General features: G+C 71.9%; 14 protein-coding genes and 7 tRNA genes. 9 read left to right on the forward strand and 12 right to left on the reverse strand.

Annotated elements, in window-relative coordinates:
- Positions 1 to 67: 67 nt before the first annotated feature.
- Together ACFWU3_RS27755 and ACFWU3_RS27760 are read right to left on the reverse strand one after the other, a co-directional pair.
- Positions 68 to 139: transfer RNA gene (locus ACFWU3_RS27755), tRNA-Val, on the reverse strand.
- Between the two features lie 50 nt (positions 140 to 189).
- Positions 190 to 636, reverse strand: a complete 447-nt coding sequence (locus ACFWU3_RS27760) for an SRPBCC family protein (RefSeq protein ID WP_384443112.1) — start codon at positions 634 to 636, stop codon at positions 190 to 192.
- Between the two features lie 101 nt (positions 637 to 737).
- Between ACFWU3_RS27760 and ACFWU3_RS27765 the strand changes: the two genes are divergently transcribed.
- Positions 738 to 3,401, forward strand: a complete 2,664-nt coding sequence (locus ACFWU3_RS27765) for an SCO7613 C-terminal domain-containing membrane protein (RefSeq protein WP_384443115.1) — start codon at positions 738 to 740, stop codon at positions 3,399 to 3,401.
- 56 nt (positions 3,402 to 3,457) lie between these two features.
- Here the strand turns inward: ACFWU3_RS27765 and ACFWU3_RS27770 are convergent.
- Positions 3,458 to 3,529: transfer RNA gene (locus ACFWU3_RS27770), tRNA-Val, on the reverse strand.
- Positions 3,530 to 3,607: 78 nt separating this feature from the next.
- Positions 3,608 to 4,069 carry a TIGR02611 family protein gene (locus tag ACFWU3_RS27775; protein ID WP_313947430.1) on the reverse strand — a complete coding sequence of 154 codons (462 nt, stop codon included), beginning with the start codon at positions 4,067 to 4,069 and terminating at the stop codon, positions 3,608 to 3,610.
- Positions 4,070 to 4,259: 190 nt separating this feature from the next.
- Between ACFWU3_RS27775 and ACFWU3_RS27780 the strand changes: the two genes are divergently transcribed.
- Together ACFWU3_RS27780 and ACFWU3_RS27785 are read left to right on the forward strand one after the other, a co-directional pair.
- A complete protein-coding gene (locus ACFWU3_RS27780; RefSeq protein ID WP_003959770.1) occupies positions 4,260 to 4,673 on the forward strand; it encodes an SsgA family sporulation/cell division regulator in 414 nt (137 codons plus the stop codon).
- A gap of 142 nt (positions 4,674 to 4,815) precedes the next feature.
- Positions 4,816 to 5,373, forward strand: coding sequence for a CGNR zinc finger domain-containing protein (locus ACFWU3_RS27785; RefSeq protein WP_384443118.1), 558 nt, complete (start codon positions 4,816 to 4,818; stop codon positions 5,371 to 5,373).
- Positions 5,374 to 5,431: 58 nt separating this feature from the next.
- Here ACFWU3_RS27785 and ACFWU3_RS27790 read toward each other — a convergent pair whose 3' ends face one another.
- Together ACFWU3_RS27790 and ACFWU3_RS27795 are read right to left on the reverse strand one after the other, a co-directional pair.
- Positions 5,432 to 5,584 carry a hypothetical protein gene (locus ACFWU3_RS27790; protein ID WP_340472115.1) on the reverse strand — a complete coding sequence of 51 codons (153 nt, stop codon included), beginning with the start codon at positions 5,582 to 5,584 and terminating at the stop codon, positions 5,432 to 5,434.
- A 177-nt stretch (positions 5,585 to 5,761) separates the two neighbouring features.
- Positions 5,762 to 6,214 carry a hypothetical protein gene (locus ACFWU3_RS27795; protein WP_384443122.1) on the reverse strand — a complete coding sequence of 151 codons (453 nt, stop codon included), beginning with the start codon at positions 6,212 to 6,214 and terminating at the stop codon, positions 5,762 to 5,764.
- 167 nt (positions 6,215 to 6,381) lie between these two features.
- On the opposite strand from ACFWU3_RS27795, the gene ACFWU3_RS27800 reads away from it, so the two are divergent.
- Complete coding sequence (locus ACFWU3_RS27800; RefSeq protein ID WP_384443125.1) at positions 6,382 to 6,906, forward strand: DsbA family protein; 525 nt, start codon at positions 6,382 to 6,384, stop codon at positions 6,904 to 6,906.
- Positions 6,907 to 6,935: 29 nt separating this feature from the next.
- On the opposite strand, the gene ACFWU3_RS27805 is transcribed toward ACFWU3_RS27800, so the two are convergent.
- From ACFWU3_RS27805 to ACFWU3_RS27815, 3 genes are read right to left on the reverse strand one after another with little or no spacing between them, the layout of a single operon-like run.
- A complete protein-coding gene (locus ACFWU3_RS27805) occupies positions 6,936 to 7,775 on the reverse strand; it encodes a GNAT family N-acetyltransferase (protein ID WP_384443127.1) in 840 nt (279 codons plus the stop codon).
- A gap of 42 nt (positions 7,776 to 7,817) precedes the next feature.
- Positions 7,818 to 8,648: an aminotransferase class IV gene (locus ACFWU3_RS27810; RefSeq protein WP_384443130.1), complete on the reverse strand. Its 831-nt coding sequence runs from the start codon at positions 8,646 to 8,648 to the stop codon at positions 7,818 to 7,820.
- Positions 8,645 to 9,703 carry a chorismate-binding protein gene (locus ACFWU3_RS27815; RefSeq protein WP_384443133.1) on the reverse strand — a complete coding sequence of 353 codons (1,059 nt, stop codon included), beginning with the start codon at positions 9,701 to 9,703 and terminating at the stop codon, positions 8,645 to 8,647. Before ACFWU3_RS27815 ends, ACFWU3_RS27810 begins: the two co-directional genes overlap by 4 nt.
- Positions 9,704 to 9,845: 142 nt before the next feature.
- Here ACFWU3_RS27815 and ACFWU3_RS27820 point away from each other — a divergent pair.
- From ACFWU3_RS27820 to ACFWU3_RS27840, 5 genes are all read left to right on the forward strand, one after another.
- Positions 9,846 to 9,918, forward strand: a tRNA-Gly gene (locus ACFWU3_RS27820).
- A 37-nt stretch (positions 9,919 to 9,955) separates the two neighbouring features.
- Positions 9,956 to 10,029: transfer RNA gene (locus ACFWU3_RS27825), tRNA-Cys, on the forward strand.
- A gap of 1 nt (position 10,030) precedes the next feature.
- Positions 10,031 to 10,102 (forward strand) — tRNA-Val (locus ACFWU3_RS27830).
- 41 nt (positions 10,103 to 10,143) lie between these two features.
- Positions 10,144 to 10,215: transfer RNA gene (locus ACFWU3_RS27835), tRNA-Val, on the forward strand.
- Positions 10,216 to 10,239: 24 nt separating this feature from the next.
- Positions 10,240 to 10,314: transfer RNA gene (locus ACFWU3_RS27840), tRNA-Val, on the forward strand.
- 159 nt (positions 10,315 to 10,473) lie between these two features.
- Here ACFWU3_RS27840 and ACFWU3_RS27845 read toward each other — a convergent pair.
- From ACFWU3_RS27845 to ACFWU3_RS27855, 3 genes are all read right to left on the reverse strand, one after another.
- A complete protein-coding gene (locus ACFWU3_RS27845) occupies positions 10,474 to 11,826 on the reverse strand; it encodes an OFA family MFS transporter (RefSeq protein WP_384443136.1) in 1,353 nt (450 codons plus the stop codon).
- Positions 11,827 to 12,064: 238 nt separating this feature from the next.
- A complete protein-coding gene (locus ACFWU3_RS27850; RefSeq protein ID WP_384443139.1) occupies positions 12,065 to 12,361 on the reverse strand; it encodes a zf-TFIIB domain-containing protein in 297 nt (98 codons plus the stop codon).
- 68 nt (positions 12,362 to 12,429) lie between these two features.
- Complete coding sequence (locus tag ACFWU3_RS27855; RefSeq protein WP_384443142.1) at positions 12,430 to 13,449, reverse strand: phosphotransferase family protein; 1,020 nt, start codon at positions 13,447 to 13,449, stop codon at positions 12,430 to 12,432.
- Positions 13,450 to 13,775 lie beyond the last annotated feature (326 nt).

Raw genomic sequence — 13,775 nt, forward strand, 5'->3', positions numbered from 1 at the left:
CGCCCGCGGGGCACGACCCCGTACAGCAGAGAAGCCGGTCCGTCAGTGACGGACCGGCCTTTCCCGGTGGGCGATACTGGGTTCGAACCAGTGACCTCTTCGGTGTGAACGAAGCGCTCTCCCACTGAGCTAATCGCCCGGGAACGGACTGAACCATACAGGCCCCGGCCGTCTGCCTTCAAATCTCATTCAGCCGGTCCGCAGGTACGCCGCCAGCCCGCGGCGGCCACCGCGCATCATGGCCGCGTGGTTGGCGCGGAAGACCGGACGGCAGGGCAGAGCCAGCCGCCTCATCAGCGGCTTCCGCACCTCCACCTCCTGCTCGTAGACGACGCGCGTGCCCTCCCCGCGGGGGGCGAGCGTCCAGCGCGCCCAGCCCTCCAGATCGCCCTCCAACCCGATCTCCAGCACCAGCCCCGCGGGGTCGCCCCGGAGGGCGCGGGCGGTGACGAACAGGTCGTACGGCAGGAACGAGCGGAAGCGCGCGGTACCGCTCACCTCGTCGAGCGGGATGACCTCGCGGACCTGCGGCCACCAGCGCGGGTACTCCTCGGCCCGTTCGAGCGCCGCGTACACGGCCGCGGGCGCGGCCCCGAGATCCCAGACGCTCCGAAAACGGTAGTGAGACCAGTTCATGGCCCAAGTCTGCGCCCGGGAGGCGGGCCCGGGCGGTACTCATACGCGATCTGAGTACGCGCGCGCATGTCCGCCACTGTGGCGGGGGCCACACTCCGAGCATGGACAACGTTCCGCCACCCGCCGAGGAACTGGCGATACTCGACCGCGAGCTGGCCCGACTGGACGCCCGCCGGGCCCAGTTGCTGGCCCGCCGCGCCTGGCTGCTCACCCTGATCCGGCCCGTCGCCGCACCGCCCCAGGCCGCATGGGCCCATGGCGGACGGCCATTCGCGGCACCACCCGCCGAGACGTCACCGCCCAACGTGCAGAATCTGCTGCTCACCTTGGGCGGCATTCTGCTGACCATCGCGGCGATCGCCTTCACGCTCGTCAGCTGGGGCCACATGGGCATCGGAGGGCGGTCGGCCGTCCTCGGCGCCGTCACCGTGGCCGCGCTCGCCACCCCGGCCCTGCTGGTGCGCCGCGGGCTCACCTCGACCGCGGAGGCGGTGGCCGCGCTCGGGATGGTGCTGATGGTGCTGGACGCCTACGCGCTGCACGCGGTCGCCCTGCCGGAGACGAGCGGGCTCGGTTACTCGGCCGCGGCGGCGGCCGTTCTCGCCGCCGCCTGGACGGCGTACTCCTCCGTGCTCCCCCGGTTGCGGACGCCGCTGCCGGTCGCCGCGGTGACGGCCCAACTCCCGCTGTGGCTCTGGTCGCTGACCGGTTCGGCGGGAGCGCCGCCGATGGAGTGGGCGCTGCTGGCGACGGCCGCGCTCGATGTCGCGGCCGCGGTGTGGCTGAAGCGGGACGGTATCCGCGGGATCGCCCTGGTCGGTGCCGCGGTGACGGGTGGCGCGGCGATGCTGATCGGCCTGGGGCAGTCGGTGACGGCCGCCGGACCGGTCGCGGCCCTCGCGCCGGCCGCGCTGCTGACGGCCTCGGCGGGTGTCGCGATGTTCACGGCGTGGCGCGTGCCCATGGTCACGGTCGCCGCGTCGGTGGTCGCCGGCCTGGCACTGATCGCCGGTGTGGGCGGTCTCGTACGGGCCGCGGTGGCGCCGGAGGACGGGTGGGGCATCCTCATCCATCTGCTGTGCGCGGTCGCCCTGTTGGGCGTCGTCCGCTCGCCTCTGCCGCGGCGTCTGGTGCCGGGGCCGGTCTACGCGTCGGCCGCGGTCCAGGGCCTCGCCGTCCTCGCCGCACTGCCGCTGCTGCTGGTGACACTGGCGGGCCCGCTCTCGGTGCTGCCGGACATCTGGTCGGGCGCCCCGGCGGACGCCCGTGCCTCCCTGGGCACGGACCTCCCCGCGGAGGGTCTGACGTCCGCGCCGGTCGTCCTGCTCGTGGTCGCGGGTGTGCTGGTGCTCTTCTCGCGTCGCCCGGAGCTTGCCGCGCCGTCGGCCGGACCTGCTGCGGCGGCCGCGCACGACCACGCCCCGGACGCACCGCTCTCCTCGGCACGCCCTCACCCGGCGCCCGGCCCGTCCGCCGCCGGTCCGTCGGCGGCCGCCGCACCCGCCGAGGAGCCGTCCGGACCCGACGACAGGACCGCCGGCACGGACCGTCCCGGCACGGCGGCGGGCGGTCAGGACGCACCCGCTACCGGCCCGTGGGCCGCCTGGTCCCCCGGCACCGGCGATTCCGCCGCGGCCCGGCCGTCCCACCGTGAACTGGCCCGCGGCGGCGCCCTCGCACTCGGCTGGGCCGCCCTGGTCGTCGCACCGCCCGCCTTCGGGCTCGGGTACGGCCTCGCCGTGGCGCTCCATCTCGCCCTCACGCTCGGCATGCTGGCGCTCGCCGCCCGGCGCTCCCCCGTCACCGCCACCGTCGCGCTCGCCTGCGGCCTGGCCGGGGCGGCCGGCGTCACGGTGTCGGCCCTCGCGACCCGGCCGGCGACCTTCACCGTGCTCGGCACGCTCGTCGCCGCGCTCACCGTGGCCGCGGTCGTCGCCCGGACCGGCACCGCGATCAGGTCCGTACTGGCCTGTGCGGCAGCCGTGTTCACGACCGCCCTGCTGGGCGCGTTCGCGGGAGCGACCGAACTCCCGCCCCATCAGGCGGCGTTGCTGATCCTGCTGGTGCCCGCCGCCGTCGCGCTGCTCGCCCACCGGCTCGGTACGCACCCGGTCACGCTGCCTCTGGAGTGCACCGGAGCGGCAGCAGCCCTCTTCGCGGTCGTCCTCGCCGCCGGCGACCGGCCGACCCTCGCCCTGGTCCTCGCGCTCTGCGGTGTCATCGCCGCCGGCACCGCTCTGCGGACCGAGCGCCGCATCACGGCCGGCGCGACCGCGACGGTGCTGTTCGTCCTGGCGACCTGGGTGCGCCTGGCCGCTTCGGACGTCTCCACCCCGGAGGCGTACACGCTGCCCGTGACGATCCCCGCGCTCGCCATCGGCGTCCTGCGCCGGCGCCGCGACCCGGCGGCCTCCTCGTGGCCGGCGTACGGCCCCGGGCTCGCCGCGACGCTGCTGCCGAGCCTGATCGCCGCATGGGGCGACCAGCACTGGCTGCGGCCGCTGCTGCTGGGCGTCGCGGCACTCGCCATCACGCTCGCCGGCGCCCGGCTGCGCCTCCAGGCGCTGCTGGTGCTCGGCGGCGCGGTCCTCGCCCTGGACGCGCTGCACGAGCTGGCGCCGTACGTCGTCCAGGTCGTCGGCGCCCTGCCGCGCTGGCTGCCTCCCGCGCTGGCGGGAATGCTGCTCCTCGCAGTGGGCGCCACGTACGAGCAGCGGCTGCGTGACGCGCGCAGGCTGCGGGAGTCCCTCGGCCGGATGCACTGAGGCCGCAACGCCGAAGGCCCCGGAGACCTGTTGGTCTCCGGGGCCTTCGGTCCGGGTGGGCGATACTGGGTTCGAACCAGTGACCTCTTCGGTGTGAACGAAGCGCTCTCCCACTGAGCTAATCGCCCGGGCGCATCGCAAACATTACCCCATGGCGGGGGTCCCCCCGGCCGCGCGCCGGGGGAGGGTCCCCGACCCGTTCCGTCTCACTCCTTGATCTTCCACGGCATCTCGAAGCCGAACTTCCAGACGTAGATCCCGACCAGCACCGCGATGATCACCAGACCGATCGTGGTGAGGATGATGTTCCGCCGGCGGACCTTGGGATCGAGAGCCCGCTGTGCCGCCTCGGTGACCTTGCGCTTGGTCCAGCGCAGCACCAGCTGGGCCCAGACGAACTCGGTCGCCCAGATCGCCATGCCGCCGAAGATCACCAGCCAGCCGGGTCCTGGCAGCGGCAGCATCACGATGCCGGCGCCGACGACCGCGAGGCCGACCACGAAGACACCGACCTGCCAGCTGAGGTGCAGCGGCTTCGACCGCTTGATGAAATGGGGCGCACGGGACCCGAGCTCCGGCTCGGCCCCTTCCGGCGCCGTTACGTCCCCCGTCACGGGGTTGGAGGCCACCGCCGTGGCCTTCCCCCGCTCGTCACTCTCCGCATTCATGGGCCCAAACGTACCGGATCGGATGACGTCACCGGAATGGCCGTATGACCCAAAGTAATACACCCCCGTACGAGGGACATGAAGGATCACAAAACGGTCAGAGGGGTTTACAACGGCACCGTAGGTGGCATGTCGATTTCGCCGACGTGCGAATCCCCGAGCGCACACTGAGCGAAAGGCCCTGGCGCTTATGAACACCACGGTCAGCTGCGAGCTGCACCTGCGCCTCGTTGTATCGAGCGAGTCTTCACTGCCTGTACCCGCGGGCCTGCGGTATGACACGGCCGATCCTTATGCCGTGCACGCCACCTTCCACACCGGAGCCGAAGAGACGGTCGAGTGGGTCTTCGCCCGCGACCTTCTCGCCGAGGGGCTGCACCGGCCCACCGGCACGGGCGACGTCAGAGTCTGGCCGTCACGCAGTCATGGCCAGGGCGTCGTCTGCATCGCGCTGAGCTCCCCGGAGGGCGAAGCACTGCTCGAGGCCCCGGCGCGGGCCCTGGAGTCGTTCCTGAAGCGGACCGACGCAGCCGTGCCACCCGGCACCGAGCATCGTCACTTCGATCTCGACACGGAGCTCTCGCACATCCTGGCCGAAAGCTGAGCCAGGCAGAGAGCTGCACGGCGCCGTCCTACTCGGGGAGACGGCGCCGCGCGGACAACCTCATACGGCGGACATCGGCGCGAACCGCTAGAGTCAGCGCAATTCGGCGGGGACCCGCCCGCAGCAGGCCAGGGAGCGAATCGTGCTGATTCCCCACGACACCAGGATCGCCCTCGACACCGTCGTCGATCTGGTGAACACCGCACCGGAGACCGACCAGGGGGACGGGCTCGCGAACGTCGCCGCGCTGTACGACTTCGCGCGCGGTCACGACATCAGCGGCGTGGGTGAGCTCGGCCACCGGGACCTCAAGGCCGTGCAGGACGTCCGCGGCCGGTTCGCCGAGATCTTCGCGGCGACCGACCCCCGCAGCGCGGCCGAGATGGTCAACGAGCTCGTGGCGGCCGCGGGCACCACCCCGCAGCTGACCGACCACGACGGCTACGACTGGCACGTGCACTACTTCGCGCCCGGCGCCTCGATCGCCGACCACCTCGCCGCCGACTGCGGGATGGCGCTGGCCTTCATCGTGGTCGCGGGCGAGCAGGAGCGGCTGCGGCGCTGCGAGGCCCCGGACTGCGGGCGCGCCTTCGTCGACCTCTCGCGCAACCGCTCCCGCCGCTACTGCGACAGCCGCACCTGCGGGAACCGTCTGCATGTGGCCGCGTACCGCGCCCGCCGCAAGGAAGCCGCGGGCTGAGCCGCAGCGCGCCGGCCAGGGCCCCTGCGCGGAAGTTCCGGCTCTCACCCCGGGCCGCTCACAGGAGGAACAGATCGTGCACGGCTGCCATGAGCAGCAGGACGCCGATCACCGTCAGAAAGATCATCAGGGGCGGCTGGGAGAGCGCGAAGAGACAGCCTCGCGGCTCTTGCGGCGGTGCGGGGGCCTCGCCCCGGGAGGTATCGACCATCTCGGGGTGATGATGACGCAGTGCGGGCCGCCGTGATCGGGCAACACGCCCCGCGACTTTGGGAGTTCATCCGTTCCCGTGTTCGCTCGGGACGCGGTCTCCTGGTCCCGCGGGCCCGACCTCGTGGTCCCGCCCGGCCGATCCCCCGATCCGCCGGTCCCGCGAGCGGCGGCGGTCTCAGATGCCGTGCTTCTTCAGGATCGCCTCGATGTCGCTGAAGTCCTCGCCGGTGCCGGCGGCCCCCTTGGGCTTCTTCGCCGCGGGACGGGCCGCCGGAGTGGCGCCCTGTCCGAGGGACGGCGCGGAAGCGGCGGGTGCGACGGCCTCGCGCTGGGCCGCGGCCCGGGCCGCCTTGCGCTCCTTGCGGGTCCCGCCCGAGCGCCGTTCGACGGCGCGGGTCGCCAGGAACAGCAGCCACGCGGCTCCCAGCAGTCCGAAGCCGATCCAGGCGGTGAGGCTGAAGGCGGTGTCGACGGCCCACTCGACGGCGCCGGTCAGCACCAGTCCGATCGGGACCAGCGAGTAGGCGGCGATCCTGGTGGCCGCGAGGAATCGCTTGCGGTACGCCGTGATGGCGGCGATGCCCAGGCCCGCCGCGGACACCGCGGAGCAAATGGTCTCGGCAATCATCCGGTCCTCCAGGCTTCGGCGGGCATGGGCGGTTACGTCCCCTCCATCCTGCACCGCACGGCGGCAAAGCGGCCACGGTCGGGTGCGACCTCAGGGAGATCTCCGGGACGGACTCCTCCCCAGGTCCCGGTTGGGTGGGCACCGCCGCGGGCTGGGAGACTGGCCCCATGAGCGACTCCACCACCGCCCGCCCCGTCGTCCTGGACGTCTGGTGCGAGCTCCAGTGCCCCGACTGCCGCAGCTCCCTCGACGATCTGCGGGCCCTGCGCGAGCGCTACGGCGACCGGCTGGAGCTGCGGCTGCGGCACTTCCCCCTGGAGAAGCACACGTACGCCTTCGCCGCCGCCCAGGCCGCCGAGGAGGCCGCCGAGCAGGGTCAGGGCTGGCCGTACACGGAGGCCGTGCTCGCCCACGTCGGGCGGCTCGGCCGCGAGGGTGAGGCCTTCCTGGTGGAGACCGCACGTGAACTGGGCCTGGACGCCGAGGAGTTCGACACCGCGCTCATCGACGGCAGGCACATCCTGATCGTCGACGCCGACCAGGCCGAGGGCAAGGCGATCGGCGTCACGGGCACCCCGACCTATGTCGTCGGCGGCGAGCGGCTCGACGGCGGCAAGAGCCAGGAGGGGCTGCGCGCCCGTATCGAGGAGATCGTCGACCGGCTCCTCGCGGAGGGATCCCCGGAAGCCTGAGGGCAGCCCTCAGGGGCTGTCCCCACGGGCTACAGCAGGGGCTTGGTGAAGTTGACGCCCGTCGTCTCGTACCCGAGCGAGGTGTAGAGACCGAGCGCCGGGGTGTTGCCCGCGAAGACGTGCAGTCCGAGCAGCGGCGACCCGGACTCCAGCGCTCCCTGCTCGGCCCGCAGCATCAGCGAACGTCCATGGCCCTGACCGCGGTGCGCCTCGGCCACCGCCACGTCGTACACGAACGCGCCCTCCTCGCCGGGGCGCAGCTCGCGCCGTCCGACGAACAGATGGCCGACGACCTGGCCCTGCCGGACGAGGACCTCCAGGCGCACACCCGGTGTGGCGAGGCCCTCGGGCAGGCTTCTGTGCCGGTCGGCGTCGGCCTTGGCGCGCGCTTCGGCGACCGACAGGCCGCGCTCCGACCAGCTGGTGACGTAGTCCTCGTGCTGGACGTCCCACCAGGTACGGAACTCCGGCTCGGTCATGGGCCGCGCCTCGACGCCCTCGGGGAGCGCGGGCGGCTCGGCGGCGAGGGTCTTGAGCATGTTGCGGCTGCGCTCGGTGTAGCCGAGGGCGGCGGTGAGCCGGGTGGCCTCGACGGCCTCCGGCGGTACGGACACCGTGACCTGCGAGCAGCCCCAGCCGCGCAGCACCTCCTCGGCGGCGAGCGCGGCGACCGTGCCACGGCCGCGGCGCCGGTCCGCTTCGTCGATGCCGAGCGAGCGGACGGTTCCCGCCCTCGGCCCGAGCGAGGGAAGGGTCGCGATCTCGACGGAACCGACGGGACGGCTGTTGACGCAGACCACGAAGGTCCGCGACTGGGCGCCGTCCGCCTCGTGCTGCAACGGCCCGGTCGGCCGCAGGGTGGTGGTCATCAGGGGTGTTCTACCTGCCAGGCGGCCGTCCGTCACGGGGTTTTACGGAGCCTTCGGATCGAGATCGGCCGCCGCACGCTCCGCGAACACCCGCATGGCCTCCGCGGTGACCGGGCCGGGGGCGTCCGAGAGCTCGCGTCCGTCGACCCGGTGAACGGCCTGGACGTCGCGCAGCGTGGACGTGAGGAAGACCTCCTCGGCCCGCTCCAGCACGTCGAACGGCAGGTCCGTCTCCTTGGCGCCGGTCCAGTCGGCCGTCAGGGCGCGGGTGATGCCGGCCAGGCAGCCGGAAGCCACGGGCGGGGTGTGCAGCTCGCCGTCGACGACGACGAAGACGTTGGATCCGGTGCCCTCGCAGAGCTGTCCGACCGTGTTGGCGAACAGCGCCTCGGACGCGCCGTGCTCGGACGCACGGGCGAGCGCGACGACGTTCTCCGCGTACGAGGTGGTCTTGAGGCCGGTCAGCGCGCCGCGCTCGTTGCGCGTCCAGGGCACGGTGATCACCGCGGTCGTGTCCTTGCGGCGCTTGGTCTCACCGAGGGCGACAACCAGCGTCGGGCCGGCGGTGCCACGGTCGGAGCCGAGCGGTGAGACACCGCCCGTGTAGGTGATGCGCAGCCGGCCGAGCTCCATCGGGTTGGCGTCCAGCACGGCGGCACAGGCGCGGCGCACCTCGTCGTGGTCCGGCTCGGGGAGGCCGAGACCGGCCGCGGAACGGCTCAGCCGCTCCAGGTGGAGCGTGAGCGCGAAGGGCTGCCCCTGGACGGCCTTGACCGTCTCGAAGATGCCGTCGCCGACGGTCAGACCGTGGTCGAACACCGAGACCCGCGCCTCGTCGGCGTCCCGCAGTCCTCCATTGACCCAGAGCTTCATCCCGCTGTCCTTCCGCCGGTCACGTACGCCCCCGACGCTACCGCGAGCAGGCGCGACGCCTTGAGTTCGGTCTCGTCCCACTCGCGTTCGGGGTCGGAACCCCAGGTGATCCCCGCACCGGTGCCGAACCGCAGGACCGCGCCGCCGGGCGGCGTGCGGTCGATCCAGAACGTCCGTATGCCGACGGCCAGCTCACCGGTTCCCCGGTCGGCGTCGACCCAGCCGATCCCCCCGCAGTACGGCCCCCGCGGTGCGGTCTCCAGCGCGTCGATGATCTTCAGCGCACTGGACTTGGGGGCCCCGGTCACCGAGCCGGGCGGGAAGGTCGCCTCCAGCAGCGCCTGCCAGCCGTCCTTCGGCCCGAGCTCGCCGCGTACGGTCGAGACGAGATGTACCAGCCCCGGGTGGGCCTCGATCTCGCAGAGCGCCGGGACGGAGACGGTGCCGGTGGCGCAGACGCGGCCGAGGTCGTTGCGCACGAGGTCGACGATCATGACGTTCTCGGCGTGGTCCTTCTCCAGCAGGTCCTCCGGGGTCCGGCCGGTGCCCTTGATCGGCCCGGACTCGACCACGGCGCCGTCGCGCCGCAGATAGAGCTCGGGCGACGCGGTGGCGATCTCCACGCCGTGGCCGGGCAGCCGAATCGTTCCGGCATAGGGAGCCGGGTTGCCCCGCGCGAGGAGTGCGGTCAGGGCGTCGACGTCGGCCGCGGCGGGGTCGGGAAGCGGTGCCGAAAGAATCCGGCAGAGGTTGGCCTGATACACCTCGCCGGCCGCGATGTGCTCGCGGATGCGCCGTACACCGGCGGTGTATCCGGCCCGGTCCAGCGACGAGGTCCAGTCGTCCACGGCGGGCCCGCGCCAGTGTCCGGGGACCGGCGCGGGCACCGGCTCCGTCCGTACGTCACCGAAGCGCGCGCAGGTCAGAGCGCCCTCGAAGTCCGCGACGACGGCCCAGAAGCCGGCGGAGTCGAGAGCTTCGGGGTCGCTGGTGACATCCCGGAGGTCCGTGGCGATGAGTCGCCCGAAGCGGGCCAGAGGAGCGAGGTCGTGCACGTCTGCGAGTCTATGACCGGTGCGGATGTGCTGCTGCGGCCCGAACACACGTCAGCACGCTGCGGAAACGCGTTTTTGTGCTGGACCAGGAATCCGCTAGAGTTCAACACGTCGCCGGGACGCGTAAGTGATCCGGAAACAAGCGGACGTGGCTCAGTTGGTAGAGCATCACCTTGCCAAGGTGAGGGTCGCGAGTTCGAATCTCGTCGTCCGCTCGAAGTGGGGGATCTTTCCCGAAGCCCCTGCACTCCTGGTGGAGTGGCCGAGAGGCGAGGCAACGGCCTGCAAAGCCGTCTACACGGGTTCAAATCCCGTCTCCACCTCCAAGGACGATTAGCTCAGCGGGAGAGCGCTTCCCTGACACGGAAGAGGTCACTGGTTCAATCCCAGTATCGTCCACTGATCCGTAAGGATCTTCCCGGTCTTCAGACATGGGACCCGCGCGATTAGCTCAGCGGGAGAGCGCTTCCCTGACACGGAAGAGGTCACTGGTTCAATCCCAGTATCGCGCACGCAGTACCACGCAAGATCGTCCCGCGCGATTAGCTCAGCGGGAGAGCGCTTCCCTGACACGGAAGAGGTCACTGGTTCAATCCCAGTATCGCGCACCAGCCAGAACCCCCGGCCGTCTCGACGGCCGGGGGTTCTGTCGTCTGCGGGTCCGGCCGCCGGCCTACCCGGTGAAGAGCTGGGTGGCCTTGCGGATCAGCTCGTAGAGGCCGTAGCCGAAGGGCACGGCGACCCAGAGCCAGACCGCGACGCCGAGCGCGTTACGCCTGCTGCTGTTCATGGACCGTCCCTTCCTTCCGCGGCTCGTGGAAGCGCGCGTCGACCGGCCGTACGAGCTCGTTGGCGACGAAGCCGACGGCCAGCAGCCCGATCATGATGTACAGCGAGGCGGTGTAGAGGCTGGGGCCGGCGCGGCCCGCCGACTCCTGTGCGTCCGCGACCCAGTTGACGATCAGCGGCCCGAGGACTCCCGCGGTGGACCAGGCGGTGAGCAGGCGGCCATGGATGGCGCCCACTTGATACGTGCCGAAGAGATCCTTCAGATACGCGGGGATCGTGGCGAACCCACCGCCGTAGAAGGACAGGATGACCAGCGCGCAGACGACGAAGAGAGGCTTGGAGTCGTTGCCGAGCTGCACGATGGCGAGGTACATCAGCGCGCCGACGCCGAGGTAGACGCGGTAGATGTTCTTCCGGCCGATGAGGTCCGAGGTGGAGGACCACAGGATGCGGCCGGTCATGTTCGCGAGGGAGAGCAGGGCGACGAAGCCCGCCGCGGCGGAGGCGGTCACGGCGGCCGGGGTGTCGGTGAAGAAGTCCGTGATCATCGGCGCGGCCTTCTCCAGAATGCCGATGCCCGCGGTGACGTTCATGCACAGAACCACCCACAGGCACCAGAACTGCGGTGTGCGCAGGGCGTTGTCGGCCGACACATGGGCCGTGGTGATCAGCGTGCCGGAATGCTCCTTGGGTTCCCAGCCGTCCGGTTTCCAGCCGTCGGGCGGGACGCGGACGAGGAATACGCCCAGCGACATGAATGCCGCGTACGCCAGGCCGTGGACCAGGAACGCCGAGGCGATGCCGGTGTTGTCCGTGCCGAAGGAGTCCAGCATCTGCGTGGACCAGGGCGAGGCGATCAGGGCGCCGCCGCCGAAGCCCATGATGGCGATGCCGGTGGCCATGCCCGGGCGGTCGGGGAACCACTTGATGAGTGTCGAGACCGGGGATATGTAGCCGATGCCGAGGCCGATGCCGCCGATGAAGCCGTAGCCGAAGACGACGAGCCAGTACTGGCGGGTGGCGGCGCCGAGTGCGGCGATCAGGAAGCCTGAGGAGAAGCAGATCAGGGAGACGAACATGGCCCAGCGCGGGCCGTTGCGTTCGACGAGCGTGCCGCCGAAGGCCGCGGAGAGGCCGAGCATCACGATGCCGAGTTGGAAGGGGAGGGCGCTGGCGGTGCCGGACAGATCGAGGGACGACTCGAGCGCGGGCTTGAACACGCTCCAGGCGTAGGCCTGTCCGATGGAGAGATGGACCGAGAGAGCGGCGGGGGGAACGAGCCAGCGGCTCCAGCCGGGGGGTGCGACGGTGCGGGACCTGTCGAGGAAGGTCATGGCGGCACCCTAGAGAGCGATCATGCGCATGACTAGATGCCGAGGGCACCTTTTTTGTCGACGGTATGCACGGGGTGCGGTGCGCGGGGTGCGCGCGGTGCGCGGTGCGGGAGGCGGTGCGCGCGGTGCGGGCCCGGACGGGAGCCCGGGCCCGCGGATGTCGCATTCTTCGCCGCGCCCGTCGGTCCGATCGGTCCGATCGATCGGTCCGAGGGGAACGACCGCGGGTACGAGGCGATCAGGAGGAGAACAGCATCCGGCCGAAGCCCTTCTGCCGGTGGTGACCACCGTGGTGCCCGCCATGATGCGGGGCGCCCCAGGCGGGCGCCGGAGCGGCGGGGTAGGCCTGCGGGGCCGGGGCCGCCGGGTACCCCTGCGGGGGCGGGGCCTGCTGCTGCCACTGGGACTCGAGACGCGTGAGGGACTCGAGCTCGCCGTAGTCGAGGAAGATCCCCCGGCAGCCGCTGCACTGCTCGATCTGGACGCCGTTGCGGTTGTACGTGTGCATCGCTGCATGGCACTTGGGACACTGCATGGTCTGCTTCAGCTCCTCGCCGTTCGGTCGACGTCGCCGGATGCATGCCCGGTGACAAGGAGTTCAGCCTACGACGGAGGCTCGAACTCCAACTCGGGCGGGAGGTCGACTATTCGAGCACACGCATCGATCATCATCTGATCGACCTCGTCCGTTTCGCGCTTCTCGGCGACCGCTCTGGCCAGCGAGAGTGCGGCGGTCTGGACGGTGAGCGCCCGGGCGGGGACGTCGAGTTGGTGCCACGGGTCGCCGTCCGTTTGGACGGCCGGGCCCTGTTCGGCCGTGTACGCGCCGAGGAAGCGCTGCCAGACCTGCGGGGACAGCAGGCCGGCGGCGTACCAGGCGGCGGGCCGGGCGAGATCCCAGGCGGGGTCCCCCACACCGAGATCGTCGACGTCTATGAGCAGCCAGGGGCCGGACGGGGCGGGGTGGCGGACGAGCTGTCCGAGGTGGAGGTCGCCGTGACAGAGGGCGTCGCGGGTGGGTGACGTCTCGCCGGGGGGCGGCGGTGCGTCGGCACGGGGAGACGGGGGCTCGGCGCGGGGGGTTTCGCCGCGGGCCCAGGCCGGGAGCCGGTCCCAGGCGCGGCGGACGACGGCCGCGGCGGGGTGCTCCCCCGCCACCGACTCCATCCGCGCCAGGGCTCGGGCGGCCTTGGCGGGGCCGCGCATGGGCGGCAGGGGGCCGGGGAGGGCTGTGACGTCCACCCGGTGCAGGCGTGCGAGCAGCACCCCCGCCTCCTCCCAGGGGGCGGCGTCGGGGTCCTCCGGGTCCACGGGGACGCCGTACGGCCAGGCAGTGACCGGTCTGCCGTGCACATCCTGTGCGTCCAGCGGGAGAGGCGGCAGGAGGATCCCCGCGAGCAGGGGGTGCGATGCGACGGCGAGGCGGGCGCGGTGGCCGCTCGGATCCGTACCGGGGGCGTGGGCCTTGGCGACGGCCTCGCCGTGCCGGACGACGACACCGTCGTCGCGGTCCGCGAGAACGGACTCGTCCTCGTCACGGCGGCAGGCGGCGCAGGGGTGGCGTGCGCCGGGGAGATGGGCGGCGCTGCGGGCGGCGAGGGCGAGCTCGCGGACGACGGACATGGTTCCCCCGGGGGTGTGCTGGGCGCGTTCACCCTACGGGTGCGTGTGGCTGCGCCTCCTGTTCGGCCCGGCTTCTGACGCTGAGCCTCATGCACGGTGCGGGTGCCTATGGCTGGGCCCCGGGTTCTTGTGGCGCGGCCCCTTGTCGGCTCGGGCCCTTGCCGCTGAGCCCCTTGTTCGGTTCGGGCCCTTGTGGCTCGGGCCGAGGTGGTTGTGGCGCGGCCGGTTGTGCGGTGGGCGCCCGGTGCCGTTCCGGGGTCATGTCCGGGACTGCGGTCCTCACCGCGCTTCGCGCGAGTTGCGGGCGCTTTGACGTCCCGGACACG

This window comes from Streptomyces sp. NPDC058685, assembly GCF_042714725.1.
Taxonomy (GTDB): domain Bacteria; phylum Actinomycetota; class Actinomycetes; order Streptomycetales; family Streptomycetaceae; genus Streptomyces.